A 26477-nucleotide genomic window follows, 5' to 3' on the forward strand; every position below is an offset into this window, starting at 1 on the left:
ACAGCCTAGGGGGCTGTCGCGACGCCCGCAAACAACATTTCGTAGGGGCAATCAATAATTTCAGGTTATCGATCAGCTGCTTCTTCGGAATGTTTAACGCTTGAAAATATAGGCTCCAGCGTCGTAATGGCTGATTGCGCCTGACCCAATGAATGAATCGCGTGCTTCACCGCAAGGCTTCGTTCAACGCCAAGATGGCTACTGAACAGGTCGAATTTTCCATCCAGCTCAGCGGCCGTCATCGCGGTGTGCGGATCACCTTTTGCTGCTGTCACAGGGCTGATGATGACCTTACCGTCTTGCAAGGTAAGGGTGAGCCTGGAAAGAATTTCATCCGGGAAACGCGCGGAAATATCTGCCGCTTCGACAATCTCGATGCGTGAACTCAGCGAGAGAATATCGGGTGCGGTGATTGAGCCCCTCGTGACTTCATCAGGCCCCAGCTTGCCTCGGACAATCAGCGCTGCCAGCGGAAACGCCAATGCGTATTGGGCTTCATCTGCGTTACGTGGGGTATGGCCCTGCAGGCACATCGATTCGTAGAACGTTTCCACGCGAATTTTTTCAAGGGTGCCCGCGCTCACTTCGGGATGCTGGCGCTGTAATTCAAGCATTGCCGTCAAGGCGGGTTGTGCCCATCGACATACAGGCCATGGTTTGAAGTACTGGCTGTCGATTTCCCAGCGGTTTCCTATATCCGCCCAGTGCGGCGCGACACTTGGGTCTTCCACGATCTCCGCGGGGGCACCGGTCATACCTGCCTGCGCCATCAACAGTGCATTCAAGCCAACGTAAGCGCCTGCTCCATGTGCATCGCGCAACATGGTGGGTGTCAGCACCACACGCATCATTGGGCAGCGTGCGCTGAAATACTCGGCAATGCCCAAGGCGTGCCGAAAGGTCGGCTCATCAAACTCAAGCAATCGTGCTCCAGCACACACCACCCCCATGGCGGAAAAACCACCAGAAGCGTGGTAGGTGGGTGAGGTTGCCATCAATGCAGTGCCAGCGCGCAGCGCGGTTTCATAGCCAATGCACAGCGCCGACAGAAATTCGTGCCCGCTGATGTCCTGGCCGTTGTGGTGCAATGCATCGGCCAGGGCCAGCAATGCCGGAACCACCGTTGCGCCGGCGTGCCCTTTGGATTTGAAGTGCCCTTCGTGAGCGTCCAGGCTGTCTGCGGAAAATCCGCCAGCCCAGGCGGCTCCAAGCATACTGACGCGCTGGCCATCGAACATCAGCCGGCTGGTGTACACCCCCCCGGGGTAGTGGAGGCGTGCATAGCTGCGCATTATCTCGCTGGTGTCATTGGATGCCGCACCGGCCATCACACCGAGGATATCCAACAGGCTGTTTCTGAGTATGGCTTGCGTGTGGGCGGGTGCTTGCTGGAGATCGAAATCGCGACAAAATTCGAACAGTGACATCCCGGGCATTCCTTACGAAAATCATTATGGTGTCGCTGCACGATGACCCAGCGAGGGCTCACCGTTCCAGCAACATTTTCGTAGGGCAATCGATAACAAAAATGGCGACTCTGCTTCTAAGGCAGGCGGCGTCAGCGGGGGAACTTGGCCAGGAGCCACTCACGAAACCGGCGCAGCTCATCTTCGTTCTCGGCGTTTTCTCGGCAGCTCAAGTAGTGCGAACTGTTGCGCAGCTGAACTTGCTGCTGGATCGGTCGCACCAACACCCCACGCTCTACCAGCCGGGTAACCAGGTGGTTCCAACCCAGGGCGATACCTTGGTGGGTCAGCACCATGCTGATCAGCAAGTTGTAGTCGTTGGCATTGAAAATCTGGGGGCTGTCTTGCGGGCGATCATCAATGTCAATCGACTGAAAGGCAAACCAGACACCCCAGTCAACGTGCTCGGCTACCTGGGATCGTCCGTAGGGGCTCAGGTTCAGCAGGGCTGAGTCTCTCAGACCTTCGATCGTCGAGATTTCCGGGTGTTGCTCCAAAAATTGCGGGCTGCAAACGGGATAGATCACGTCATGGCACAACGGGTAGCTTTTATAGTCGTCCCGGACACGGGCCATTTTGGTAATGAAGACGTCCGGCTGTACCCCGGGCTCCATGGTCAGGAAGTTCTGCGTCGTGACCAGGTTCAACTCAATGCCGGGGTTTTGTCTGATGAATTCGGGCAGGTGGTCTGACAGCCATAGGGCGGAAAAAGCGGGAGAGCAGCAGACGGTCAGCATTTTTTTGGAGGACTGGCTGCTGCGGATTCGCTCGGCTGCCTGGGCGATGTTTACAAATGACAGCTGCGCGGCATCAAAGAACACTGCCCCGGCAGAAGTCAGTTCGACAGCACGCCCTACGCGGTTGAAAAGCTGCGCACCCAAGTACTCCTCCAGCTCGCGAATCTGCCGGCTGATAGCCGCCTGCGAAACACAAAGCGCCTCGGCGCCGAGGGTGAAGCTCTCGTACTTGGCAGCCGCTACAAACGCTTTCACGGCCCTCAACGACGGCATTTTCAGCAGAATGCTGTCAGGGTCGACATGCTTTGACATCCTTACGTTCTCCTCATGCAGCCGCTCCCCAGCGAAGCGACGCGAGAGTAACTGAAGCCAGACGGTAAAAACGGTGTGCAGGTCGTTTTTGAGACATAACGGGTCGCTCCTGTGCGCCACAGCAAGAAAACTGTCCGCTTGAGACGACCTATAACCCGACGTTATCCAATTGTCCCTGTAAATGTAGTTGGAATTGACGGTGGGTTACTACTAAATTTGAAACATCCCTCTTTCCTAGGGGCTGAAAAATAATAAAAGGAAACCCGTCGTGAAACTCTCTATTCATTACCGCTGCCGTTTAAAACTATTTTCGATCGTTTGCGCATCGCTTAAAGCGAATAGTGCTGAACACGAAGGGGCAAGGTATGACTAATTCCGACGAAATCATTTCCGTCAAAAATGTCTATAAGGTATTCGGCACCCAGCCGGACCTCGCAATGAAGTTGCTGGCTGATGGGGCCTCTAAAGAAGATGTCTTTAAAAAAACCGGGCAAGCTATTGGCGTCTTTGATGCGAACTTCTCCGTCCGCCGCGGCGAGATCTTTGTCATCATGGGGCTGTCGGGCTCCGGCAAGTCAACCATGGTCCGCTTGTTCAACCGCTTGATTGAACCCACCAGCGGCTCGATCTTTCTGAATGGCAAGGAAATCACTGGTCTGGCGGATAAAGATCTTCTGCAAGTGCGCAGGAAAGACATGGGTATGGTCTTTCAATCCTTTGCACTGATGCCGCACATGAGCGTCATCGACAACGTCAGCTTTGGTTTGGAGATCAGCGGCGTCGCCGAGAAAGAACGCTACTGCCGCGCCATGGGCGCGCTGGCCCAGGTTGGTCTTGCCGGTCAGGAGTTCAGCTTTCCCCACCAGCTCTCCGGCGGCATGCAACAGCGCGTCGGCCTCGCCCGAGCCCTGGCCAATGACCCGGCGATCCTGTTGATGGACGAGGCGTTTTCGGCCCTCGACCCGATGATTCGAAGCGAGATGCAGGGCGAATTGATCAAGCTTCAGGCCGAGCAGAACCGCACCATCATCTTTATTTCCCACGACATTGAAGAGGCCGTACGGATCGGCCACCGCATCGCAATCATGGAAGGCGGGCGGGTGGTGCAGATTGGTACCCCGCGTGAGTTGCTGTGCAACCCCATCAATAAATACGTGCGCGATTTCTTTAATGGATTCGACACCAGTCGAATCCTGAAAGCGGGCGATATCGCTCAACAGGACACCAGCATCACCTATGAGCCTGGTCGTCACACCCCTCTAAAAGCAGAAGCTTCGCTCAGAGAGATTCTGCATATCGTCGCGGCCTCCGCAACGCCTATGCCGGTGGTGGATGAAGTTGGCCTGTATAAGGGCTCGATTTCCCAAGGCCATCTTCTGAGCTGCCTGAATAATAGTTAATTTGAATAATCAGAGCAGTCTCAAGTTCTGAGGGCGAGGAAGTATCATGTCGGACTTTAATTATTTGGACCCGTTCCAAAGTTTCACTGTTCCATTGGGCGCTTGGGTTGAAGCCGCGCTGACTTACCTGGTGCATAACTTTCGGGAAGTCTTTCGCTCAATTCGATGGCCGGTTGACCAAGTGCTTGATGGTGTTCAGTGGGGCCTGCTTTCCGTGCCCCCCACAGTATTCATTCTTATCGCCGGATTGATCAGTTGGCAGATCGGCGGTAAACGAATCGCAATCTTCAGTATCGCTACATTGACGGGTTTGGGCCTGATCGGTGTATGGGCCGATGCCATGGTGACCCTCGCTTTGGTCCTGACCTCATTACTCTTCTGTGCGGTTATTGGTATTCCCCTGGGCATCCTCTGTGCCCGTAGCGACCGGATGGAAGTGATTGTGCGTCCGGTGCTGGACGCGATGCAGACATTGCCCGCTTTCGTTTACCTGGTGCCTGTGGTGATGTTGTTTGGCATCGGTAACGTTCCAGGCGTCATCGTGACGATTATTTTCTCGGTTGCGCCCTTGGTGCGCCTGACCAACCTGGGCATCCGCCAGGTACCCGCCGATAAAGTCGAAGCCGCACGTGCGTTTGGCTGCACCGCCACCCAGATGCTGTTGAAGGTCCAACTGCCCCTTGCCGCGCCGACCATGATGGCCGGGTTGAACCAGACACTTATGCTTTCACTTTCGATGGTCGTCGTTGCTTCGATGATATCCGTTGGCGGGCTTGGGCTGATGGTATTGAGCGGCATCGGCCGCCTGGACATGGGGCTGGCCAGCGTCGGCGGTGCCGGCCTGGTACTCCTGGCAGTCTTCCTCGATCGTTTGACCCAAGCGATGGGCGAGCGCAGCAGTGATCTGGCAACCGGCCAGCGTTGGTACGAAACCGGGCCGGTTGGCCTAGTGATGAAACTCAAGAAGAAAAAGAACGTAGCACGCCCAGTGACTAACTAAGCACATCTGCTCACCTACTATAAATTCAAGCGTGGTGAAATATGAAACTTGCAAATCTCAAGCAAACCGTCGTCGCGACGCTGATGGCCTCCATGTTGGGTGCAACTATATGTTCGGCAGCGTATGCCGCTGATGCAAACAAACCGGGTAACGGTGTTTCCATCACGCCTATTTTCCCGACTATTGCTGAAGAGCGTTTTCGCGGTGAGGTGGCAATTGCAGGCTTGAAAGACCTTGGCTATGACGTGAAGCCCCCCAAGGAAGTTGATTATCCCGCGATGTTCCTGGCGCTCTCCTATGGCGATGCGGATTTCACCGTGCATGAGTGGGAGAACCTGCACGCTGCCTTTTATAAGAAAGGCGGCGGCGACGACACCATGGTGAAAGTTGGCCAGGTCATGAAAGGCGTGCTGCAGGGCTACATGATCGACAAGAAAACAGCCGACGCCTACAACATCAAGGATCTCTCGGATTTGAAGAGGCCGGAGATCGCCAAGCTGTTCGACGCCAATGGCGATGGCAAAGCAGACATGACCGGCTGCAACCCCGGCTGGGGTTGCGAAGTGATGGTTGAATACCACATGAAAGCCTATGGCCTGGGCCCAACCGTCGTGGACAACCGGGGTTCTTACTTCGCGCTGATGGCAGACACTATCGCCAGGTTCCAGCAGGGCAAACCCGTGTTGTATTTCACCTGGGTGCCGCAATGGATCTCCAGCGTGCTGGTGGAAGGGCGCGACGTCGTATGGCTGCCGGTTCCGTTCACCTCGTTGCCTGACGGCCAAGACAATAAAGACACCTTTTATCAGGGCAAAAATCTCGGTTTCCCGGTGGATACCGTTAACGCTGTGATGAACAAAGAGTTTGCCGAGAAGAACCCGGTGGCTCGCAAGTTTCTGTCGGAAGTCAGTATCACCACGGACGACGAAAGTGCCCAGAACCTGCGCATGCAAAAGGGTGAGAAATCACTCGCAGACATCAAACGCCATGCGGCCGAATGGATCAAGGCTCACCAGGCGCAATACGATGGTTGGTTGAGTGACGCGCGCGCCGCAGCCAAGCAATAGAAAACAGCAAGGAAAGTGCTGCCAGCTCGATTGAGCTGGCCGTACGCGGGACCGGCTGCGTTTGTTTTACGTAATAAAGTGATCAGGTGGCGAAGATAATGGATACCTTCCAAAGCTCGTTGAAGTTCCAGAATATTGGATTTCGGCAAACTACCGACTCGGTCGGTCATGAAAAAGTTGTACGAGTGGCATTCATCTTGCTCGACCACTTTTCATTAACTGCACTCTCAACAGCGATGGACGCGCTGGCGACCGGCAATCTGATCAACAGTAATACCGTCTACAAAGTATCGACGTATTCGCTCTTGGGTGGACTGGTTGAAAGTGATATCGGCATACCGTTGTCCTCGGAACGTTTGAACGTTGAAAAAATCAATCACGATGCTCTTGTGGTTATCGGTGGCCAGCGGGTAAGGCTGTCCAGCAACCCCTCCATTCGCCGCGCATTGAAAAAGGCGGCAGGGGGAAGGGGCATCGTCGCTGGTGTATGGAATGCTGCGTTTTACCTGGCCGATGCGGGCTTGCTCGATGACCAGGATTGCGCCTGTCATGCCGATAGCTGTGCGTTGATAAACGAGTATTACCCCCAAGTGAAAACGGGGGAGTCCGAATACACCTTTACCCAGGGGCGCGCGACGTGCGCTGGTGCTTCATCCGCGCTGGATATGATCCTGGCAATCATGCAGGACCTCGGCTCACAGCGCGATGCTGATCTCGTGGATGAAATCAAACGTGTACATCAACCCAAAAAGCCTCAATTCAATACTGTAACCCTTGGTGCTGTCAGCCTGGTTAAACCGGTTCCTAGCCCGCTGAACGTTGCGATCTCCCTGATGGAAAACCACATTGAAGAACCCATGGAGATCGATGAGATCGCCAGCCACGTGGGGGTTTCGCGTCGACAGCTTGAGCGCAGGTTTGCGCGCTATTTAAACGCGGCGCCCAACCGCTACTACCTGGAACTGCGACTTACCCGCGCCCGCCAACTGATTATTCAAAGTAATCGCTCGTTGACGGACGTGGCACTCGCTACCGGTTTTGTCAGCTATCCGCACTTTTATAAGCGCTTCAAGGATTTGTTCGGCCTGCCGCCCATGACGTTCAGGGATAACTATTATTCCAGCGACTTTAGCAATTCGGAACGCTATGCAATTGCGGCAGGTTTTTGAAACGCGTTTGGCCGTTGTGTCGTCGGTTAGTTATTTAGTTTATTTCGTCCTGCGCATGGTGTTGTGTTGGACCCGGTAATGCATTCAACTTTACGGTCCTACTATTATGAAAGTTACCTCGTTACCCGCCGACGATAATAGCTGTGGCTGGTTTCATTTAAGCCGGCCGCGTAAGCCTAAGCCCGCCCACCACGGACACAGTACTGCCCGTTGGGTGATTGTTGGTGCGGGCTTTACCGGGCTGGCGGCAGCCCGGCAACTGGCGATGAGTTTTCCGAATGACGAGATCGTGCTGGTTGAGGCTCAGGAGGTTGGTCTCGGGCCCTCCGGCAGGAATGCCGGGTTCGCTATCGATCTGCCCCATGATATCGGCGCTGAGGATTACATCGGCGACATCGCCCTTGCCAAGTCTAGCCTGAAGCTCAATCTGGCAGGGCAGTCCATCCTGCGCGACTTGGTCGATCAATATGGCATCGACTGTCAGATGAAGGCCTGCGGCAAGTACCAGGCGGCCGTGGAGGACCGCGGCATCGCGGTACTCGAAGCCTATCGGCGTGGGCTGGATAAGTTGGATCAGCCTTATCAAATGATTGAGCAAGATGAGTTGCCCAATCACCTGGGTACGCACTTCTACCGTAAGGCGTTATACACACCGGGTGCCGTGTTGCTTCAGCCGTCGGCACTGGTCAAGGGGCTCGCTGACCATTTGCCAGCCAACGTGACGTTGTATGAGCGTACGCCGATTCTCGAAGTTGAGTACGGTGCGAAAACCGTACTGAAACATGCCAATGGAAGTATCACCGCCGACAAGCTGATCCTCGCGAACAACTCATTTGGCATGCGCTTTGGTTTCCTTAAGGGCCGGATGTTGCCCATCTATACCTACGGCAGTCTCACGCGGCAATTGACGCCAGAAGAGCAGGCACAACTCGGTGGAAAACCGTATTGGGGCGCGATCCCAGCTGATCCATTTGGAACCACCGTCAGGCGTACGCCGGATAACCGCTTACTGATCAGAAACAGTTTTAGCTTTAACCCCGACGGCCGCAGCGACAGTCGATATAACGAGCGATTCATACGCCGTCATAAAGCCTCGTTTGATAAACGCTTTCCCATGTTGCCCAACGTCAATTTTGAATACACCTGGGGCGGTGCATTGGCCATGACTCGAAACCACAACGGTTTCTTTGGTGAGTTGGCCCCCAACGTTTATGGGGCGTTGGGTTGCAATGGCCTAGGCGTGACCCGCGGCACGGTGACAGGGCAACTGCTTGCAGAGTGGCTCGCGGGCCAACGTGATGAACGGATCGACTTTCTATTGAACGCACCCGGGCCGAACAGTAATCCGCCGGAGCCGTTTCTCTCGTTGGGTGTCAACGCAAATCTTAAATGGGGGCAGTACCGCGCCGGTCGAGAAAGCTGAGTTTATCCCAATGAACTGTTTCCCACAGAAATTCGCGCATTTGCGGTCGGCGTAGGCACGTCGCTCTCACGCATCGGCGCAGCCGCGGGTACTTACTGGGTGCCGATTTCATTGAGCAAGTTAGGGATCGACGAAACCATGTATGTCGCCGCCGCCATTTCGTTAGTGGGGCTCGTGTTGTCTTGGGTGCTGGCGCCTGAAACACGGTCACTCAACCTGCAACAAGCCGCCTCGTTGAATTAGCAACCCCTGGATCAACCCTTGGAATTACTGGAGAAAACAGCATGAACTTTGACGGCATTTTTACCCCCGCGATAACTCCGCTCTCTTCGGATGGTCAAGTTGATTACTCGGCCTTTGATGAAGTGCTTGAATACCTGGTCGAGTCCAAGGTTCACGGCATCATTATCGGCGGCTCCACGGGCGAGTATTACGCTCATACGCCTGCTGAGCGTCTGGCGGTGGCTGAACGTGCGAAGAGTGTCCTGCAAGGTCGTCTGCCGCTGGTTGTCGGCACCGGCGGGATCAGAACCGAGGATTCGGTGTTCTTCGCTGAGCAAGCCAAGGCGATCAAGGCAGATGCGATCCTGGTGGGTTCTCCGCCTTATGCCTTGCCCACCCAAAAAGAAATCGCCGCCCATGTGCTGGCGGTAGACAAGGCAGCAGGCCTGCCCATCATGCTCTACAACTACCCGGCGCGTATGGGGGTGGCCATGGGGGATGAGTTCTTCGAAGCGATTGCGCAGTGCAAGAACATTGAAGCGATCAAAGAAAGCTCTGGGGAAATGAATCGCCTGCATCGCCTGGCCTGCGCCCATCCTTCGATCCAGATCTCGTGCGGTTGGGATGATCAAGCCCTGGAGTTCTTCGCCTGGGGCGCTCGCAGCTGGGTATGCGCCGGCTCCAATTTCATTCCTCGCGAACACGTTGCGCTGTATGAGGCCTGCGTGATTGAAAAGGACTTCGACAAAGGCCGCCGCATCATGTCTGCCCTGCTGCCGTTGATGGACTTCCTTGAAGGCGGCAAGTTTGTGCAATCGATCAAGCATGGCAGTGAGCTGAGCGGCTTGCGTGCCGGTGGTGTCCGTGCGCCATTGCAGGCGCTGGAAGAGTCCGAGAAGCAGGCGCTCAAAGCGGTGATCCAAACGCTTAAGCAAAACGTCGCGCACATTGTGGGAGGTGCTTGAAATGGCTGATCTGCTGAGTAAAGAAGCCTACCGCGAACTGGCTGGCAAGCTTGAGTTTCGCACTCAGGCGTTTATTGACGGCCAGTTTCGCAGCGCGAAATCGGGCCGTACGTTCACCACCACCAACCCGGCCACCGGTGACGTACTGGCCGAGATTTCGGCCTGTGATGCCGAGGACGTAAACGAGGCTGTGGCGGCTGCCAAGGCAGCGTTTGAGGATGCACGCTGGCAGGGTCTTTCACCTGCTGCACGTAAAAGCGTGCTGCTGCGTTTTGCCCAGTTGTTGGAAGACAACTCGCACGAACTGGCGGTACTTGAAAGCCTGGACAGCGGCAAACCCATCCGCGAGTGCCAGGACGTTGATGTACCAGAGACAATCCACACGCTGCGTTGGCACGCCGAACTGATCGACAAAATCTACGACGCTACCGCGCCGGTGGGTTCGGGCGCTGTGACTATGGTGGTACGCGAGCCTATCGGCGTAGTGGGCCTGGTGCTGCCGTGGAACTTTCCGCTGCTGATGCTCGCCTGGAAAATCGGTCCGTCGTTGGCCGCAGGTTGCTCGATCGTGGTCAAGCCAGCAAAGGAAACCTCGCTGAGCGCGCTGCGTGTCGCTGAGCTGGCGTATCAGGCCGGTGTTCCCGCCGGCGTGTTCAATGTGGTGCCTGGTGGCGGCAAGGAGGCAGGTGAACCGTTGGGCCGGCATGGTGACGTGGCCATGGTCAGCTTTACCGGCTCGACCGACACGGGGCGGATTTTCCTCAAGTACTCCAGTGAATCCAACCTCAAGCGCATCGTGCTGGAATGTGGCGGCAAAAACCCAGCGGTGGTGATGAATGATGCCGAGGATATTGACCAAGTCGCACAGCATGTGGTGAACGGTGCCTTTTGGAACATGGGCGAAAACTGCTCGGCGTCTTCGCGCCTGCTCGTGCACACCGATATCAAGGACGCGCTGCTTGAGCGCATTCAGGTGCACCTGAAAGACTGGAAGATGGGCGACCCCCTCGACCCGGACAACCGCCTGGGCTCGATGATCAGCAAAGCGCATTTTGAGAAGGTGAGGTCCTACATCGAGCACGCCAAGGACGAAAAACTGACTGTTTTGGCGGGCGGCAATACCTCTGAGAATATCTTCGTAGAACCGACCATCCTGGACGGAGTAGGGCGTAGCAGTCGCCTGTTCCAAGAGGAAATTTTCGGCCCTGTGCTGAGTGTCACCACCTTCAATACCCTCGATGAGGCCATCGAACTGGCCAACGATACGGCCTACGGTTTGGCTGCGTCGGCGTATACCGGCAACCTGCGCAATGCATTGAAGCTGTCACGTGGCATCCGCGCCGGCATTGTGACCGTCAACTGTTTTGGAGAGGGGGATGCGTCTACGCCCTTCGGTGGTTACAAGGAGTCGGGGTTCGGTGGGCGGGACAAATCCATCTGGGCGCACGACCAATACACCGAGATAAAAACCATCTGGATTGACGCCTCCTGAGTGCTGCAGAGGGCGTGACGGCCTTATCGCCCCAGTCGCGGGACTGGGGTGATTTCGAGGCTGTAAAGGGGTGGGGCGAGCTTGGAAGCAACCGACGGAGTTGTCGTGAAGAGCGAGCAAGGTCTCTACGAACGGCTGAAGCAACAGATCCTGAATTGCAATTGACGCCCGATCAGTTGCTCGATGAAGTGCCACTCAGCGCTCAGCATGGCGTTTCTCTTACGTCTATCAGGGATATCCATCCGCCGGTCAGGTGAAGGATACGGGGTTATCCGATCTCATCATGGCGCCAGAGTCAGCTCATTGGAGCAGGCAAATACGCCGCGACTTTTTGATTGGGCATTAGGCTGGGGCATCCTTTTCAAACCATCCAAAGCATGCCCTCAGATATGCCCCAATGTAGCAACCCACTGGAAGTGAATGAAGCCCCATGGTTTGTGGAAAGGCAGAAATGATCAGATAAACATCCTGTCCGACGATGCCTAGAGACTCTCAGGGTCGCCGAAGAACATTTTGACTGGGCTCTAGCACGGTAGTCGCAGCCTGAAAAAAACGAATTATGCCCCCAGTTATGCCCCCAGTTGCGCGTAGTGTTCGAGCGATCGCGAATGGCGATTTCTGGCACGGACTTGGGTGGCTTTGGCTGGTATTCAGTGCGCCTCCGTATACTGGATTAGCAACCCGTATCTGGCAAACCCTTGCTCGTCCGGAAGAGGATATGGGTAATGAGTCGATATCCTTAAATGGTGTTGTTGGGTCTTTCTCTCTGCACCTATCCTGAAATTGACTCCAGAGATGCTCGTGCTCTGCGTGATGTTGCCAGGGCTCTGGATGCTAGGGACGTTGATCCGCATGTCCATCGGCAGTTGCAGCGTAATGCGAGGCGCCTAGGCACGGAAAACGCCTACGAAGCGGTTGTTCAGCATTGAAAGCGGTGGGCAAAATTGAACATCGTGTTTCTTGTCGTGGATCTCGATATTCCGGTCGGGGCCAGAGCATCGTGCTTCAATTGGCCGCCGAATCGGCTGGCAGCGGGGGAGGGGCTCAGGTTGCGATGTAGAGGGGGCGCCTACCTTTGCTGTTCATGGCCGGTTAAACTGTTGTGCCCGGTCGGTGATCAGTCGTTCGGCAAGTGCAACTGCACTTCCATGGCGTCATGAAGGAGTCGGACGACCTCGATCAGGGCGTCATTTGCCACACGATAGAACACGATATGGCGTGGGCTTTTGACCCTCCCATGGGGGTGTTTGACCTGCTGGCGTGAATAGGTGAGGTGATAGCTGCGAAGGCCCGGTGCAAGCTCATCACGGTCGTGGCTGCCAATGCAATAAGGAGTGCTGGCAAGAGCTTGCAACGCCGTGAGTATCAGCGCCTGGTAGCGCTGCCGTGCTTGATCGCCGAACTGCGTCTGGGAGAGCCTGAGGATGTCGACAATGTCGGCGCGCGCCGCGTTGGAAATCCGATACTGCGGCATGCTCAGTGTTTCTCGCTCGCGAGAGTGGTGGCCTCCAGGCTCAAGCCCTCTAGGTAAAGCTCCAGATGCCCTTCGTTCAATTGAGTAAAGCGCCCGTGTTCAAGATCCATGATGCCGATCGAGGTCGCCAGACGCAGCGCCTCAATTTTGGCAGTGTCTTCGGCGACGCGCTGCTCCAGTAAACGCAAACCTTCTCGCATCACTTCGCTGGCATTTTGATAACGGCCGGACTGGACCAGGTCTTGGATAACCTGTTCTTGGTGAGGGGTGAGCACAACGTTTCGCGTCGCCATCATTAGCTCCAACTCTGGGCAAACATATTGTTTCGATCGTTGGCATATTATGCCATTTTACATAAACTCAGGGAGTTTGGGATTTGTATCTGACGAACTGTAAAGTGTGGGGTCATCCTTTGCGCCGAACAGATGGCCCGGACTGTATGCGCACAAAGTCCAAGCAAGGCTGTCGCATGCGGGACGTCGTGGACAGCTTAATTAGTGTGGGCCTCGGGCCTTCAGTTTTGCCAAGCCTTGTTTGATGTGTCCGGCGTTCTCTCCAATCGTTTGTAGCGCGCCGCGGATATTGTCGCCTGTGTCCGTCGTACCCTTGCGCTCAATCCACAACGTCAACTCCATCACCGCCGCCTCTAAGGCGAACTGGTTTTGGTACAGACGCTCAAGGACATCAGGCAGTGAATATTCAGTGGGTATTGTTTCGACTCCAATGAAGGAGCCGAAAGCGTAGCAGCGGGGGAGGCGGATGTCCCGAGCCACCCGTGAGTTAAGTGAATGAAACGGTTTAGAGTGAGGGTCAGCATTCGCCAAAAACTGCCGTTGCGACAGGCAGCAGACGGCCAAAAGCTGACGTCACCCAAGCCGCTTCCGCTAACGTAGGACGGTCAGCCTGGGTGTGCAAGGTGACATCGGCAGACGCTTACCGAGGTACTTCAGCATCATGTAGATGTCCTCATTTTCGGTGGCGATCACCTGCAACCCCAGCGAATCGAAGCCGTGCGTTATGCGCGGGCCACGTCCGCACTGGAAGGCATTCGACCTACTGAACTTCTGCTCAAGCTGCAGACCCTATTCCTTGGAGGCGAGATCACGATCGAGGAGTCCAACGCTGAGGCGCGACGGCACTACGGTTTGCCCGTTCTGCCTGAGCCCCTGTCACGCCGTGGTGCATTACGAAGTTGATAATCTAGTGCCATACTCAAGGAACGGCGTTCGATGTATGTTTCTTTTAAAACAAATATTGGGAAGGGAAAAGTTATGAGTAGCGAAAATCCGAAAATTGAAGTTGTGGGGCCTAAAGGGACATATCAAATTTGCCTCAAGTCGGGTGCAACTGTTGTGCTAGATGGAGTTGAGCTGTGTACATATGCGCCTATCCCAAATCCTCCAGTTCCAGTAGAACCGCAGTATTTTTTCTTCCAGAAAGAGGGGGTGCGTGTCAGCTTTACGGCACATTTTGTGGGTAAAAATACACACGGAGAGAAGCCGCTGGATGATGTTATTGACGCGATTTTCCGTCTGAAATGATCTGAATGGTTCCCCGGCGCTTATCGCTGAGCAAGCGCAATGCCTTCGGCTTCTGTCCCGGCGCCCTGGAGGCACTCGACGTCGAAATAGAGGAAACGATCGACTTCCTACTCAATCATAGCTCTCGCCCAGGAACGGCGTTCGACGTATTTTCCTGGTCACGCCACACGCGGAACGCGTCCAGCAAATCGCCTTCCGGCCAGCGACCTTTCTCGACCCGCTCAGTAAGGCTGAATCGCCCCTAATTTCGTAGACACGCCGAGTGACCGCTTCTGGCCGATAGCTGCCGTCCACAAATGACTGCTTTCGGCCATAGGGAGTATGACGGGACTCCAGTAGAGCGGTCTGTAGGGCACGGACGAAATCGCTAGGGTGCGGCGTCGTCTTGGCATCGCCCACGCCGTAGCCACGGGTGAACAATCAGGCTTGAAAATCGCAGCGTTCGATGTGGCCACCTGCGGTGTCGTGAACGTCCGTAAAAGGGCGGATTTCCAAAAGTCGAGACAGCGAAGTCAGCCAGACGGCAACAATGTGATCCTGCTTTTTTTGTTAGATCTGAGTCTGTTTTTAACGGGGCGACGCTCTATAGACTGTATATCCGACGCACAAGTGGACAGTGATCGGCCCGCTACTGTTTCTGGCTCTCTGAAGACCGGACGAATCGAGAGTCTTCAGGAATCACCATGAATCCTCGTCCAAGTTTTCAGAGCAAGACCTTCCACCAATCGCAACGTGACATTCTCGGCATGATTGCGACCGATCAGCATCTGGGCGATGTACTCTGCGCCATCTGCCAGATGCTCGACACACAGACTCCCGAAACCTACTGCTCTATCTTGCTGGCGGATGCCGAGGGCAAACACTTGCTTAACGGCGCGGCACCCGGCCTGCCGACCGAGTACAGCGAGGCGATAGATGGCATGGCCATTGGTCCGCAGGAAGGGACCTGCGGCACCGCGGCGTTCCGGCGCGAGCTTGTGGTCACTGAAGACATCGCCCGGGACCCGAACTGGGACCGTTTCCGCAGCTTGGCGCTGGGGCATAACCTGCATTCCTGCTGGTCTGTCCCCTTGCTCTCCCATCAAGGAACGGTGTTGGGGACATTTGCCCTGTACCAAAAGAGCATCCATGCGCCGGACGAGGCGCAGATTCAACAACTGGTTTTTGCCGCGCAACTGGCCGTCATTGCGATCCGTCATGAGCGTGACGGTCGGCGATTGGAGGAGAGCGAACAACGTTTTCGTTCATTGTTCACCTATAACCCCAACCCGGTGTTCGCCCTCGATCTGGCCGGCAACATCCAGAGCGTCAATCCTGCAGGCCTGAAGCTGAAACCGCACACGGCCGTCAATTTCATTGGTCATCACTTTTCCCATCTGGTTCTCGATGAGGATCTGCAACGGGTTAGTCAGCATTTTTGCGCAGCCCGTGCCGGAGCGCCTCAGCGCTTCGAGGCACAGCTTCGCGACGAAAGTGAGCAACTGTTGACCATGGATATCTCCAACCTGCCCATCATGGTCAACGGAGAAATCGTCGGAGTATTCGGCATTGCCCGGGATATCAGCGCGCAGAAACATTTCGAACGCGAATTGAGCTTCAACGCCAGCCATGACCGGCTTACCGGTTTGCTTAACCGTGTTTCGCTTGAAGAGCGACTGGTTCTGGATTGCCACATCAGTCGTCGGCGTAATCGGCGGCTCGCGGTGATGTGCATTGATCTGGATGGATTCAAATCCATCAACGATTCGATCGGGCATTTCTTTGGCGATCAGGTGCTGATCGAAGTGGCGCAACGTATGACCCAGCAAGTTCGTCCCGGTGACACCATCGTGCGCATGGGCGGTGACGAATTCATTGTGCTCCTGCCTGACCTGCTGCGTGACGAGGACGTTGTACCCGTAGCCGAGCGCCTGATGGCGAGCATTGCCAGACCCTACTGCATCCAGGGTATTGACCTGCATGTGAGTGCAAGCGTCGGCATCACCCTGAGCGATGGTTACATCGAGCAGCCGATGCAACTGATTCAGCAGGCGGACATGGCCATGTACAAAGCCAAGCAGGAAGGGCGCAACAACTTTCAGTGGTACACCAGCGACCTCAATCAACGTTTTTGCGAGCACGCGAGCCTGCGCAATGACTTGCAAAAGGCTATCGAAACTCAATCCTTCCAGCTGCATTATCAACCGCAGATAGACGCACGCACGGGGCAGGTGGTCGGGATCGAAGCCTTGCTGCGCTGGGAGCATCCGGAAAAGGGATTTATCTCACCAGCGGTGTTTGTAACAGTGGCTGAAGACAGTGGTCAGATCATCCCGCTGAGCCTTTGGGTACTCGATACGGCCTGCGCGCAGTTGCGTCAACTGGGCGAGCAGGGCATCACAGGCATCTCGATGGCCGTGAATATTTCGCCGATGCATTTCCAGCGTGGGCAGTTCGTCGAGTGTATACAGGCAGTGCTAAACAGGTACGAACTTAGCGCCGGGCAGTTGGAACTGGAGATTACCGAGTCGCTCCTGTTGCATAACGTTGAGCAGGCGATCGACACGTTGCACCAGCTCAAGGCTCTAGGTGTACGCATTGCGCTCGATGATTTCGGCACCGGTTATTCCAGCCTCAGCTACCTCAAGCGCTTACCCATCGACAAAATCAAGATTGACCGTTCTTTCATCCGGGATATCGCTACCGACCATCACGATGCCGCGATCACCCAAGGCATTATTTCGATGGCCCATCACCTCAGCCTGACGGTGGTCGCCGAAGGTGTGGAAACCAAGTCTCAAGTGGACTTTCTCAAGGGCGGTCGCTGCGATGTTTTTCAGGGGTATTACTTTGCTAAACCGATGCCCTATGCTGACCTCGAAGCCTTCCTAAGCCTTCGCGCGTCCCGGTCCCTGACGCCCGATCTTGTCTATTCCGAAGTTTGAAAAGGCGAATCTTCAGATTCGAACGAGTCCGGTTGCCCTGAACCACACTTCAGTTGCCACTTCGGTCCTGGAGCGTTCCTGTTGAGCGCTTCAGATCTTTTGCCGGGTCCAGAAGCGTTTGGGAAACTGAGCGCTTTAGACCCAAGCTCTGCTCAACACGCCTGGCCGTGGACGCATTAAGCGCGTGACTGTTGTTGGCACTGGAGGGTACCGAAAATTCGTTCAGTTACTACGGTAAGCGTCATCAACGACTATAGTCATTGGTGAGCCAGAGCGAATCCGACCATTCCCCTGCCAACCTGGCCTAATCCAATTCCGCGATTACACGGCGGATCTTCTTGTGTTCCTTGATGCGGAACGTAAACGTTTCGCTGCCGAAATTACTCAGGCTCAGGCTGAGATCTAGGCAGCGTTGTCTTTTTTTTTCCCCTTGATGGTGGATGGAGTTATCCCGCCGGGCACGTCGTATCCCACTGAGCACGTCCCAACCACCCATCTATCAAGGTTCAAGCAATGAATACTTCAGAGTTAGATGATGCACAAAAAACCAATGGCGACCTGGTTCAGGGTCCGCTGCCGGCCGGCACTGTCGCGCCCGACTTCACTCTTCACGCAACCCCTGATCAACAGTTGTCGCTGCGTGAGCTAAAGGGAAATCCCGTGATACTGGCGTTTTATCCCGCTGACTGGACTTCGGTGTGTGGTGACCAACTGACCTTGTACAACCAGTTGTCACCCACCTTCAGAGAATATGGTGCGGTGCTATTGGGTATCTCGGTTGACAGCGCCTGGTGTCATCAGGCCTTTGCCAAAGATCGAAATTTCCACTTCAGCCTGCTGGCCGATTTCGAGCCCAAAGGGGCGGTGGCACGACAGTATGGAGCGTACGAGTCCCAGCTCGGAGTTTGTAAGAGGGCACTGTTCGTGATTGACAAGGAGGGGGTGGTCGCCTGGAGCTACGTCTCACCAATGGCAATCAACCCTGGGGCGGACGGCATTCTGGATGCGCTGGATGCTCTGGTGAATTCGCCACAAAGCACGCCAACCAAAAATTAACAGGTGATTACATGGCCACTCTCAAAGTCCCGGTAAGTGCCAACGACCATCGCCAGGGAAGTGCGCATGCCAAGGTCACCTTGGTGGAATTTGGCGACTATGAATGTCCCTATTGCGGTGAAGCTTATTGGATGGTCAAGAATCTGCAACAGCATTTTCGCGATGACTTGCTGTTTGTGTTCCGTAACTTCCCTCTGACCACCGCTCACCCCCATGCATTGGGTGCAGCGGTCACCGCTGAGTATGCCGGGAGTCGAGGATTCTTCTGGGAGGCCCACGACGAATTGTACGAAAATCAGGAACGATTGGGCCTGCCGCTGTATCGCGCCATCGTTCTCAAACACGGCCTTCCCAAGGAGGAATTCGATCTTGCAATGCAAGAGGATACTTACATTCCCAAAATACAAGCCGATTTCAATGGCGGTGTACGCAGCGGCGTGAATGGCACCCCAGCGTTTTACATTGACGGGCTTCGCTATGACGGAGTTCCAGAGTTCATCGGGATGAGTCAGATGATTGAGCTTTTGTTAGTGCGTGGACGAAATCGCTAGAGAGCCAAATCTGCTTGGCATCACCCACATCGGAGCCGAGGAAAAACCAACGTTAGCTTCCTTTACATTAAAGAGGTGGATACGGAGCCGGCAACTAATGAAATCTTTGAAGTATTATGAAGAAAATCGACACGCCACATGGTTGGAGTTGTTTTTTGACCTGACTTTCGTTGTTACGATAGGCCAGGTTACGCACACTCTCGGACATGTTCATGACGGCCACTTTGAACATAAGCAATTATGGACATTCTTACTGCTTTTTGTACCGTTGTGGTGGATCTGGTCCAGTCACACGATTTACTCTAACAGGTTCGATACAGACAGTAATCTTCACCGTTTGGCAACATTATTCATAATGCTCCTGCTCATTGTGCTATCGGCACGGATTGGGGAAGACCTGGAAGTGAACTACCCGCTTATTATTGCCTGCTATTTTGGTATACGAGCGATCATCAGTGTTATGTACATTTCATCCATTAGTAAACTCGATTCTCGCGGCGAACTTTCCTCAAGGCTTGGTTTTGCCCTATTAGTTAGCGCAGTTATTAGTCTTTCATCCGTTATTTTTGACCCGCCCTTGCGTTACCTTGTTGCTTATATTGGGATTGTTCTTGATATTCTGTTTCCTGTATTTTTCTGGACTAAACTAAAACCGTTGCCAGCGCACACGGAACACTTGGTTGAGCGCATAGGCCTACTCACACTAATCTTATTGGGGGAGTCAATTATTAGCCTTTCCGGAGGCCTGTCTAACATTCAATGGGGTTATTATAATGTGATGGCGGCCATCACCGGATTTATCATGATTTGCAGTATCTGGTGGATCTATTTTGATAGTTTTTACTTATTGAACAAACATCAAAGCAGTATGAGTGGGCACGCCTTAATCTACTCGCACCTTTTTCTTTTTATGGGGCTGGCACTTCTGGCAAATTTGATCAGGCATGCGATCCTGAACGACATTGCGATACGCGATTTTCAGATTATGTCGATCACCGGCATGGCCTTGTTTTTCCTAGGTAAGCAATATGGCTATTTCATAGCCGTGAGTAGAATAAGGAAATACATACTACAAAACACGTTGATAGTGTTTTCTTTGGGCGGGTTAGTCGTATTTTTACCCCGCATCGAGTACATATTGGTCGGCCTGACAGCAACCATGATCTCTTATGTTTTTCTAAATTTCAGATATCGTTGAATCATTATTATCAGACCAGAGGGTGGGACCAAGTGAGCAAGTGGCTGACTTGCGGTTACATGCTGCCCACTACGTCGTTCTCACTGCTCGTGCGCTACTCGCCGCTACCCTTGGTCTATTTGGGTTTGTAATCCTGGTATCGTCGACCATAGTTAAGAGTCTCGGATACCCCTCTTAGCTGTCGCGATCTGATAGCGCCAGCCGCATCGTAACAACAGGAGCCACATAATGGTCAAAGTAGCGTTGTTCGTTCGCCTGGAAGCAAAACCCGGGAAAGAAAAGGATGTAGAAAGCTTTCTTTTGGGCGGCCTTCCGTTAGTGGAGGAGGAGCCAGCCACTACAGCCTGGTTTGGAATCCGCTTGGGGCCGTCCACCTTTGGCATCTTTGACGCATTCCCGGATGAAGCGGGCCGGCAGGCTCATCTTTCGGGCAAGGTCGCGGCGGCGCTTATGGCAAACGCTGCCGAGCTGTTTGCCGAACCGCCATCAATCGAGAAGGTTGACGTCCTTGCGGCCAAGCTGCCCGGTTAAGCAAATCCAACAGGAAGTTCCATTCAGTTCGGGGAGGCTCACGATGTCTTGTATGAAAATCAGGATCGCCTGGGCCTGCTGCTGTCCCGGGCGGTGATCAATTAAAACACTTGTATTGAAGATAAATGTCATGGCTAAAGTGCCGTGTCCAGGATTCATGCCATGCTTGCGCGCTCGGTAGAAGTGAAAGGATACGCGCGCAAATCGTGTCCATGGACGGCGTGGAGGCCGCACAGAATCTGCAAGGCAATGTGCTCATCACGGGTTTAGGCTGGGTAGGGTAGATTGTTTGCCCGGCACCGGTCGCTCATGCCGCGAAGATCTCCATCATTGATATAGAACCGGAGGTCATCCGCGCCGTGACACCTTATGGTTTCGTCAAGTGAGCATTCGTCGGCGTAGCAGTGACCGATGTTCAATGAGCTGCCTGACGCGGCTGCACTCCGAACTGCGCAACGATGTGCGTACCCAATTCCTCAATAACTTCCACCGCAGGGCGCTTGCCGTATTTGAGATTGAGAATGACGTGGTCCACGCCGATTTCCTCAAGCGACTCCAGCAAAAATCGTAGATGGTAACGTCCAAGTCTGAACCCCAAATGGATACGTGTGGGTGGCGTTGACGGATTCTCATCGAGATCGATGTACAGCGACTGAGTAAAGGGCTTATACACAGAGCCACATTGTTTCGTGACCTCCAGTCGCCAATCTTCCACGACCAGCCGCTGCATGTTCGGAATGCGTGGATAGTTGATCCATCCGTTGCTCTCACGCGCGATCCAATCCAGTGACTGGCGACTGTTGCCGGTCACGAGCATTGGAATGAATTGGGTGGTAGGTTTCGGAATCAGGTCTGCGCCTTGCATTTCACCAGTGCTCCAGTGGATGGGCTCAAAACTGGTGCTGTGGGCGCGGCGAATCACTTCGTAGTGTTCTCGAAAGATCTCTCCACGCCTTTCGGGATCGACGCCAAACGCCGAAAACTCCACTGGCCGATCTCCCGAAGCAACCCCCAGAATCAAGCGACCAGTGCTCAACTGATCGACGCTGGCTGACGCCTTGGCCGTGTGCAGGGGATGGTGCAGCGGGATGGCGATGGAGGCGGTGCCAAGTGCAATCTCCGAGGTATGGGCGGCCATATAACCCAGGTAAACCCAGGGGTCGAAGACTTGGCCGACATCGCCGAAGCCAGGGTCGCGAAGCGGCACGTCGCGAAACCAGAGCGCGCAGAAGCCCAGCGCCTCGGCTTTTTTAGCCAGTGTGACCTGGTTGAGCATGCTCGGAGTGTCCCCGTCGAACGCCTCCATGGGAAAGAATAATCCAAGGCTCAAATGCCCCTGAGTGAAGGTTCGGCTGAACCCTCGATGCTGCTGGTAAGGAATCGTGCTCGGCCGATACATACGGATTGACCTCATGACAGAACGTGAACAGCGCCCCCGTTTCCAGAGGTGCTGCGGCATCGGTCGCTTTTGAACGGCAGGTGGGGGTACTGGGTCTGGCTTTTACCCGTTGCGCCGTACTGCTGGTTGTGTGGACCGGACTCAGGGGGCAGTTGCTGGCGATAGGCGCGGGTTGGTCCGGGTAGGTGTTAAGCGGACGGTCAAAGGAAGTCAGATCTCTCGGCTCTATACCACCAGATGGGCAAGGCGTTCGAGGAATCATTCTATAAGCGTAGGCGGTTTTGCAGCTCTCCGCCATATTCTTACAATCGAGCCGCTGACGGGCGAAAGTCGCGTATCGAAGGCAGTTATCGGTCGTTTCCTGCCATTCCAGAACGGCCGCTATTGGCCGAGAGCTGTCAGTCATAACTGCTCCATGTTGACAGAGCTTCCAAAAAACATTTTGACTGGGCTCTAGGGCGGTAGTTACAGCCTGAAAAAATCGAATTTTGCCCCCAGTTATGCCCCCATTCGCACCGGGTGTGCAAGTGATCGCGAACGGCGATCAATTTTCATATATTTATAGTTCATAAGATTTATAGTTATTCATATCTATAAAATGCCCATGGCTCTGTCGTGTTCTATCTCGCTAAAGTTGAATGCGCTAATGTACGTAGTGCTGATGCCACCGCCAATCAGTATCATTTGAACGGGCAAGCATCCTCGCCAGATACACGGAAAATATCCCTGCACCGAACTTCCTAGCTGGCATGATCAAAATTCTGCAAAATCTGATTTGAACTGTTTTGGTGCAATTTGTGTTTGGATGCTACTTTCTGTAAAGCCTCACTTAAGAGGCTTCATAGTTGGAGGGTAAACTATGTTTCACAGTGGACTTCCAGAACCGCCGAACTGCAGCAACATCCTAAAAGACGCTCGGAATGACGTCGGATAGGATAGAATCCTTTACACCCTCCTCGAAACCGAATCTCGTTTTACATGTGCCGCTCAACGAGGCAAGCGAGAAGCGAGCGCGCCCAGGATAAACCGAAGGCACCTGAGGGGAGCTCGGGCAGCCGTCAGGCCTGACGCCGGGAAAGCAACTCCACCAGAATGAGCTCTGAAAATATCCCTATGATTTAAATGATATTTTTACGGTTTTTTTTTGAAAATAACCTTTCGCATACCGTTAATTAACCGTTACCCAACTTCCTAAAGGCAGTAAGCCATAGGCAATATCCATACAGCCAGTTAGAAACAATCCATCTGACCGGGCTTTCACGGAGAGTAAAGAAAACGCGAGGCTATCCATGGCCTCATAACAATAACAAAACAATAAATGGCGAGGAATTCACGATGACAATGCAAAACATCTGGGAATCAATTGTCGCATTCTATGAACCGACACTTGAAATAATGAGCTTATGGGCCTTTGGGCTTCCTCTTTTCGTAACAGTCATTGCGGTGATGTTCATCTTATCGCGAAAGTGGCAAGGTCCCCTGACCATTCGCTCTCTAATCAATGCAGCCTTTCCCAGGGAACAATACGACCACGCCTCATCGCGCGTTGATAGGTGGAACGGTATTATCCTGCTTATGTTGGGTTTTCCTCTTGTCGGTGTCATCGCCATTAATGGCATCGCTATCGCTGACAACGTAGGCGCTTATTTGAACGCTGAATTCGGCGCCCGGGACTCCATGATCACGGCGACTTGGCTAATGGTCACAGTTCAGTTTCTGGTCTATTTCCTGAGTGTCGACTTCGTGGGGTATTGGGTACACCGTTGGTGCCATACCAATGCACTGTTTTGGCATCTTCACAAGCCTCACCATACCGCCGAAACGCTCACGCCCTGGACGCTCTTTCGACAGCACCCAATCGAGTTCTTTGGCCTGAATATCATTCCGGCGATTTGTGGTGGGGCCTTTACCGGGGTTGTACTTTATGCAACGGGAAGCCAAATTCATCCGGGCATGGTGGCTGCAGTCACCACAACGGCCTATATCGCCTTCTTTGTTATAGATGTTTTTTCTCACGTCCATATGCCAATCTCCTATGGATGGCTGAACAGGATCATTTTGGCTCCGGTAATGCACAACCTGCACCATAGTATGGAGCCCCATCACTGGGACAAGAATAACGCTGTCATCCTGACACTCTGGGATTGGATGTTCGGAACACTGTACCTGCCCCAGAAGGGTGAAACCTGGCGTTGGGGATGCAACGACGAAGAATATGGAGCCAACAACCCACACAAGACCCTGAAGGGGTTCTATATCGACCCTTTCAAGACCCTCTGGCGTCACTTGAAGGAAGGAGAGAGCCCGAATCCATGATGGGTGCGGAGCGCTGGGTAATCTAAAAGGCAAGACCTCAATTTCCATTAAAGGTGATCACCATGGCATTGAAAGACAAACTCCATTGGCGCTATGCAACCAAAAGCTACAACGGCGACAAGGTGGAGCAAGAGAAGATCGACCCGATCCTGGAAGCTATACGGCTCGCCCCCAGCAGCTCAGGCATGCAACCTTTCAAGGTGTTAATCATCACTAACCCTGAGTTGAAGGTGCAGTTGCAGCCGATCTGCGCCAACCAACAGCAGATTACTCAATCGTCCCATTTATTGATTTTTGCAGCCTGGGATGAATATACCTCTGAGCGGGTTAACGATTTTTTCGAATACAGCAACGAGATACGTAATCTGCCTGCCAGTGTCACCGATGATTACCGGCTATCGTTGCTCGACTCTTTAGGCAGCATGAGCAAGGAGCAGCAGTATTTTCACGCCTCCAAACAATGCTACATCGCGTTGGGATTTGCGCTGCTGGCGGCTGCTGAACTTGGCGTGGATGCCACGCCCATGGAAGGGTTCGACAACAGCGCGGTTGACGCGCTTCTGAAGCTGCCCGAACAGGGGTTGAGCAGTTCGGTTCTTCTGGCCCTGGGGTACCGGGATACAGAAAGCGATTGGCTGGTAAAACTCGAAAAAGTCCGGCGCGACAAGGACACTATGTTCGTGGAGATTGCCTAGGGTCTACTCTCTGTTCGCTTTTAGGACGAGTTAACCGTGAGGGCAGGCAGCTCTCTGCGAGATATGGACATTTAAGGAAAAGAGCCTGGAGCTTAGCGTCTAATCAGCTAGCTTGTCTGACTCGCGGTGGCTTGGAATGGCTTTGCCGCCGCGAGAACGCGCCTCTCTCGTACGCCACATCTGACTGACGTCGAGCTGGCGTGCGATCAGTAACTCTGCCGATAGATTCGACGGACCAAAAGTACGCACCTCGTACAACGCTTCGAAGGCCTCGCTATCACCTAGCTGGGCCTTCAAACGACTCAGTTCAGCACTGTTCGATGCGATCTTCGCTGCCTCTATCAGGGCAGGATCCATAATGCCGGCAACGACGACGATGTGATTTCCTGCCGGTCCCGGGAAGCTGGCAAGGTATGCATAATCACGGCGCATGATTCTTTCAGTGGTTGGCTCGGCCCAATCAGATTGAAATTGATCGCCGCTCGCTCGATCCACAAGGGTATCGCCGCTGGCCGAAAGCGAAAAACCGGAAAGGTCGAAGAACGGTTCATGCAGATCGCCTAGGGTGTCGAGTAAACCGACATAGACAATATCGTGATCGCTTAGCATCTCATTGGTGAAGCGTGATGTTGTCACATCCTTGACCAAGCTTGAGTTGCCGGACCTCGTTGCGGCCACGATTGGCGTCACCGAAACCAGGGCCGATGAGAGCCCACTCGGCAAGTGATGGGCATTCATATCGACATACCTCTGGCCGGCCCCAGGCGACTGCTGCTTGTACTTACTGAGATCCTCGCTGGAAGCAATCGTGTAATCAGCGACCATGCGAAGAATGGAACCGTCAGCGCCCCGTTCACCGAATACGTAAAAATCACCGGAAACTATCAATACCGTAGCTGAATTCTTCGTCATACCACTCCAGAGAATGCTCTCGATACGCGAGTCATTGGGTGATTTAGCGGTCAGCCAGAACCAGGAAATTGCGTTGAAGGCAAGAAAAAGCGCCGCGCCGGCAACATACTGCCGACCAAGCAAACGTCGGCGCGCAGAGTTGGAGTATTTGTCTTGCTCATCGGGAGGAGCGACGACCAGACGGTATTCGCCACGCGGCAGGACAAGACGTTCACCATGCTCATCGACGGGCGCAGCCTCCAGTTTTTTTCTCAGCCGATGAATATGCACTCGAACCGTAGCATCGGCCGCGAGATCCACGGTGGTGGGTCGACCAAACACAACGAGTGCAATCTCGACCTCCTTTGTTGGGGTCGCCGTCAGTGATCGCTCGAGCAGAAACTCGAAAAGACGAATGATTTGCCGCGATTTACCGAGCGCACCACTCTTTAAAATTCTTTGAGCGTGCGCCGCCAGTCTATTGTCCTCTTCAACTTCTTGTGACTTATCCATTTCACATCCTCACGGCGCCCGTCGCCACTGACGACACGGCGAATGATCTGGCGCTCCATAAGCATAGGCCCACCTTAACCAGGTGGGCCTCACACCAATACTCTGCAGCCCTTGGTCATCATGGCTTTGGCGATC

At 54.0% G+C, this 26477-nt stretch carries 22 protein-coding genes and 2 pseudogenes; 17 read left to right on the forward strand and 7 right to left on the reverse strand.

Annotation, left to right across the window (positions count from 1 at the left end):
* Positions 1-65: 65 nt before the first annotated feature.
* Both EJ576_RS09430 and EJ576_RS09435 read right to left on the reverse strand, forming a co-directional pair.
* Positions 66-1427, reverse strand: coding sequence for an MmgE/PrpD family protein (locus EJ576_RS09430; RefSeq protein ID WP_126570191.1), 1362 nt, complete (start codon positions 1425-1427; stop codon positions 66-68).
* Between the two features lie 131 nt (positions 1428-1558).
* On the reverse strand, positions 1559-2515 hold the full coding sequence (locus EJ576_RS09435; protein ID WP_003181858.1) for a LysR substrate-binding domain-containing protein: 957 nt from the start codon (positions 2513-2515) through the stop codon (positions 1559-1561).
* A gap of 365 nt (positions 2516-2880) precedes the next feature.
* On the opposite strand from EJ576_RS09435, the gene EJ576_RS09440 reads away from it, so the two are divergent.
* From EJ576_RS09440 to EJ576_RS09475, 8 genes and pseudogenes are all read left to right on the forward strand, one after another.
* Positions 2881-3915 carry a glycine betaine/L-proline ABC transporter ATP-binding protein gene (locus EJ576_RS09440; protein WP_126570193.1) on the forward strand — a complete coding sequence of 345 codons (1035 nt, stop codon included), beginning with the start codon at positions 2881-2883 and terminating at the stop codon, positions 3913-3915.
* A gap of 46 nt (positions 3916-3961) precedes the next feature.
* The gene (gene proW / locus EJ576_RS09445) at positions 3962-4915 is read left to right on the forward strand and encodes a glycine betaine/L-proline ABC transporter permease ProW (protein ID WP_126570196.1); all 954 of its coding nucleotides are present in this window, start codon (positions 3962-3964) and stop codon (positions 4913-4915) included.
* Between the two features lie 41 nt (positions 4916-4956).
* Positions 4957-5982 carry a glycine betaine/L-proline ABC transporter substrate-binding protein ProX gene (gene proX / locus EJ576_RS09450; protein ID WP_178083532.1) on the forward strand — a complete coding sequence of 342 codons (1026 nt, stop codon included), beginning with the start codon at positions 4957-4959 and terminating at the stop codon, positions 5980-5982.
* A 98-nt stretch (positions 5983-6080) separates the two neighbouring features.
* The gene (locus EJ576_RS09455; RefSeq protein ID WP_126570199.1) at positions 6081-7151 is read left to right on the forward strand and encodes a GlxA family transcriptional regulator; all 1071 of its coding nucleotides are present in this window, start codon (positions 6081-6083) and stop codon (positions 7149-7151) included.
* Between the two features lie 103 nt (positions 7152-7254).
* Positions 7255-8574 (forward strand): FAD-binding oxidoreductase, encoded by a 1320-nt coding sequence (locus tag EJ576_RS09460; protein WP_126570201.1) that lies wholly within the window; start codon positions 7255-7257, stop codon positions 8572-8574.
* A pseudogene (locus EJ576_RS29955) lies at positions 8575-8817 on the forward strand (MFS transporter); the annotation flags it as partial. It abuts the gene before it with no gap.
* A gap of 41 nt (positions 8818-8858) precedes the next feature.
* Positions 8859-9761, forward strand: a complete 903-nt coding sequence (locus EJ576_RS09470; RefSeq protein WP_126570203.1) for a dihydrodipicolinate synthase family protein — start codon at positions 8859-8861, stop codon at positions 9759-9761.
* Between the two features lies 1 nt (position 9762).
* Positions 9763-11253 (forward strand): aldehyde dehydrogenase, encoded by a 1491-nt coding sequence (locus EJ576_RS09475; RefSeq protein WP_126570204.1) that lies wholly within the window; start codon positions 9763-9765, stop codon positions 11251-11253.
* 1117 nt (positions 11254-12370) lie between these two features.
* Here the strand turns inward: EJ576_RS09475 and EJ576_RS09485 are convergent.
* The 3 genes from EJ576_RS09485 to EJ576_RS29960 all read right to left on the reverse strand — a co-directional run bounded on the left by EJ576_RS09485 (position 12371) and on the right by EJ576_RS29960 (position 13437).
* Entirely contained in the window at positions 12371-12727 is a 357-nt protein-coding gene (locus tag EJ576_RS09485; RefSeq protein WP_046036275.1) for a type II toxin-antitoxin system RelE/ParE family toxin, read from the reverse strand.
* Between the two features lie 2 nt (positions 12728-12729).
* Positions 12730-13020: a type II toxin-antitoxin system ParD family antitoxin gene (locus tag EJ576_RS09490; RefSeq protein ID WP_046036276.1), complete on the reverse strand. Its 291-nt coding sequence runs from the start codon at positions 13018-13020 to the stop codon at positions 12730-12732.
* 201 nt (positions 13021-13221) lie between these two features.
* Positions 13222-13437, reverse strand: coding sequence for a hypothetical protein (locus EJ576_RS29960; RefSeq protein WP_046036385.1), 216 nt, complete (start codon positions 13435-13437; stop codon positions 13222-13224).
* A 519-nt stretch (positions 13438-13956) separates the two neighbouring features.
* Here EJ576_RS29960 and EJ576_RS09500 point away from each other — a divergent pair.
* From EJ576_RS09500 to EJ576_RS29970, 7 genes and pseudogenes are all read left to right on the forward strand, one after another.
* Complete coding sequence (locus tag EJ576_RS09500) at positions 13957-14268, forward strand: hypothetical protein (protein ID WP_126570205.1); 312 nt, start codon at positions 13957-13959, stop codon at positions 14266-14268.
* Between the two features lie 683 nt (positions 14269-14951).
* On the forward strand, positions 14952-17192 hold the full coding sequence (locus EJ576_RS09505; protein WP_126570206.1) for a bifunctional diguanylate cyclase/phosphodiesterase: 2241 nt from the start codon (positions 14952-14954) through the stop codon (positions 17190-17192).
* Between the two features lie 513 nt (positions 17193-17705).
* Positions 17706-18248, forward strand: a complete 543-nt coding sequence (locus EJ576_RS09510; protein ID WP_046036279.1) for a redoxin domain-containing protein — start codon at positions 17706-17708, stop codon at positions 18246-18248.
* 11 nt (positions 18249-18259) lie between these two features.
* A complete protein-coding gene (locus tag EJ576_RS09515; protein WP_046036280.1) occupies positions 18260-18799 on the forward strand; it encodes a DsbA family protein in 540 nt (179 codons plus the stop codon).
* Positions 18800-18896: 97 nt separating this feature from the next.
* On the forward strand, positions 18897-19997 hold the full coding sequence (locus EJ576_RS09520) for a low temperature requirement protein A (RefSeq protein ID WP_115487450.1): 1101 nt from the start codon (positions 18897-18899) through the stop codon (positions 19995-19997).
* Positions 19998-20225: 228 nt separating this feature from the next.
* A complete protein-coding gene (locus tag EJ576_RS09525; RefSeq protein WP_023047152.1) occupies positions 20226-20528 on the forward strand; it encodes a putative quinol monooxygenase in 303 nt (100 codons plus the stop codon).
* Positions 20529-20722: 194 nt separating this feature from the next.
* Positions 20723-20905 (forward strand): annotated as a pseudogene (locus EJ576_RS29970) (potassium transporter); the annotation flags it as partial.
* A 38-nt stretch (positions 20906-20943) separates the two neighbouring features.
* Here the strand turns inward: EJ576_RS29970 and EJ576_RS09535 are convergent.
* Positions 20944-21927 (reverse strand): LLM class oxidoreductase, encoded by a 984-nt coding sequence (locus tag EJ576_RS09535; protein ID WP_078047889.1) that lies wholly within the window; start codon positions 21925-21927, stop codon positions 20944-20946.
* Between the two features lie 1335 nt (positions 21928-23262).
* On the opposite strand from EJ576_RS09535, the gene EJ576_RS09540 reads away from it, so the two are divergent.
* Together EJ576_RS09540 and EJ576_RS09545 are read left to right on the forward strand one after the other, a co-directional pair.
* Entirely contained in the window at positions 23263-24243 is a 981-nt protein-coding gene (locus EJ576_RS09540; RefSeq protein ID WP_126570207.1) for a sterol desaturase family protein, read from the forward strand.
* 62 nt (positions 24244-24305) lie between these two features.
* A complete protein-coding gene (locus EJ576_RS09545; RefSeq protein WP_126570208.1) occupies positions 24306-24938 on the forward strand; it encodes a nitroreductase family protein in 633 nt (210 codons plus the stop codon).
* A gap of 99 nt (positions 24939-25037) precedes the next feature.
* Here EJ576_RS09545 and EJ576_RS09550 read toward each other — a convergent pair whose 3' ends face one another.
* Positions 25038-26342 carry a hypothetical protein gene (locus EJ576_RS09550; protein WP_126570209.1) on the reverse strand — a complete coding sequence of 435 codons (1305 nt, stop codon included), beginning with the start codon at positions 26340-26342 and terminating at the stop codon, positions 25038-25040.
* Positions 26343-26477: the final 135 nt, after the last annotated feature.

Source organism: Pseudomonas sp. C 49-2 (assembly GCF_003970195.1).
Taxonomy (GTDB): Bacteria; Pseudomonadota; Gammaproteobacteria; order Pseudomonadales; family Pseudomonadaceae; genus Aquipseudomonas; species Aquipseudomonas canadensis.

What these genes read in the sequence shown, in the direction of transcription:
- EJ576_RS09540 (WP_126570207.1), top strand. Translation starts at nt 23,263, where the DNA reads ATGACAATGCAAAACATCTGGGAATCAATTGTCGCATTCTATGAACCG.
- EJ576_RS09500 (WP_126570205.1), top strand. Translation starts at nt 13,957, where the DNA reads ATGTATGTTTCTTTTAAAACAAATATTGGGAAGGGAAAAGTTATGAGT.
- EJ576_RS09435 (WP_003181858.1), bottom strand. Translation starts at nt 2,515, where the DNA reads ATGTCAAAGCATGTCGACCCTGACAGCATTCTGCTGAAAATGCCGTCG.
- EJ576_RS09510 (WP_046036279.1), top strand. Translation starts at nt 17,706, where the DNA reads ATGAATACTTCAGAGTTAGATGATGCACAAAAAACCAATGGCGACCTG.
- EJ576_RS09515 (WP_046036280.1), top strand. Translation starts at nt 18,260, where the DNA reads ATGGCCACTCTCAAAGTCCCGGTAAGTGCCAACGACCATCGCCAGGGA.
- EJ576_RS09550 (WP_126570209.1), bottom strand. Translation starts at nt 26,342, where the DNA reads ATGGATAAGTCACAAGAAGTTGAAGAGGACAATAGACTGGCGGCGCAC.
- EJ576_RS09525 (WP_023047152.1), top strand. Translation starts at nt 20,226, where the DNA reads ATGGTCAAAGTAGCGTTGTTCGTTCGCCTGGAAGCAAAACCCGGGAAA.
- EJ576_RS09470 (WP_126570203.1), top strand. Translation starts at nt 8,859, where the DNA reads ATGAACTTTGACGGCATTTTTACCCCCGCGATAACTCCGCTCTCTTCG.
- EJ576_RS09440 (WP_126570193.1), top strand. Translation starts at nt 2,881, where the DNA reads ATGACTAATTCCGACGAAATCATTTCCGTCAAAAATGTCTATAAGGTA.
- proW (WP_126570196.1), top strand. Translation starts at nt 3,962, where the DNA reads ATGTCGGACTTTAATTATTTGGACCCGTTCCAAAGTTTCACTGTTCCA.
- EJ576_RS09475 (WP_126570204.1), top strand. Translation starts at nt 9,763, where the DNA reads ATGGCTGATCTGCTGAGTAAAGAAGCCTACCGCGAACTGGCTGGCAAG.
- EJ576_RS09545 (WP_126570208.1), top strand. Translation starts at nt 24,306, where the DNA reads ATGGCATTGAAAGACAAACTCCATTGGCGCTATGCAACCAAAAGCTAC.
- EJ576_RS09535 (WP_078047889.1), bottom strand. Translation starts at nt 21,927, where the DNA reads ATGTATCGGCCGAGCACGATTCCTTACCAGCAGCATCGAGGGTTCAGC.
- proX (WP_178083532.1), top strand. Translation starts at nt 4,957, where the DNA reads ATGAAACTTGCAAATCTCAAGCAAACCGTCGTCGCGACGCTGATGGCC.
- EJ576_RS09485 (WP_046036275.1), bottom strand. Translation starts at nt 12,727, where the DNA reads ATGCCGCAGTATCGGATTTCCAACGCGGCGCGCGCCGACATTGTCGAC.
- EJ576_RS09455 (WP_126570199.1), top strand. Translation starts at nt 6,081, where the DNA reads ATGGATACCTTCCAAAGCTCGTTGAAGTTCCAGAATATTGGATTTCGG.
- EJ576_RS09505 (WP_126570206.1), top strand. Translation starts at nt 14,952, where the DNA reads ATGAATCCTCGTCCAAGTTTTCAGAGCAAGACCTTCCACCAATCGCAA.
- EJ576_RS09490 (WP_046036276.1), bottom strand. Translation starts at nt 13,020, where the DNA reads ATGGCGACGCGAAACGTTGTGCTCACCCCTCACCAAGAACAGGTTATC.
- EJ576_RS09430 (WP_126570191.1), bottom strand. Translation starts at nt 1,427, where the DNA reads ATGTCACTGTTCGAATTTTGTCGCGATTTCGATCTCCAGCAAGCACCC.
- EJ576_RS09520 (WP_115487450.1), top strand. Translation starts at nt 18,897, where the DNA reads ATGAAATCTTTGAAGTATTATGAAGAAAATCGACACGCCACATGGTTG.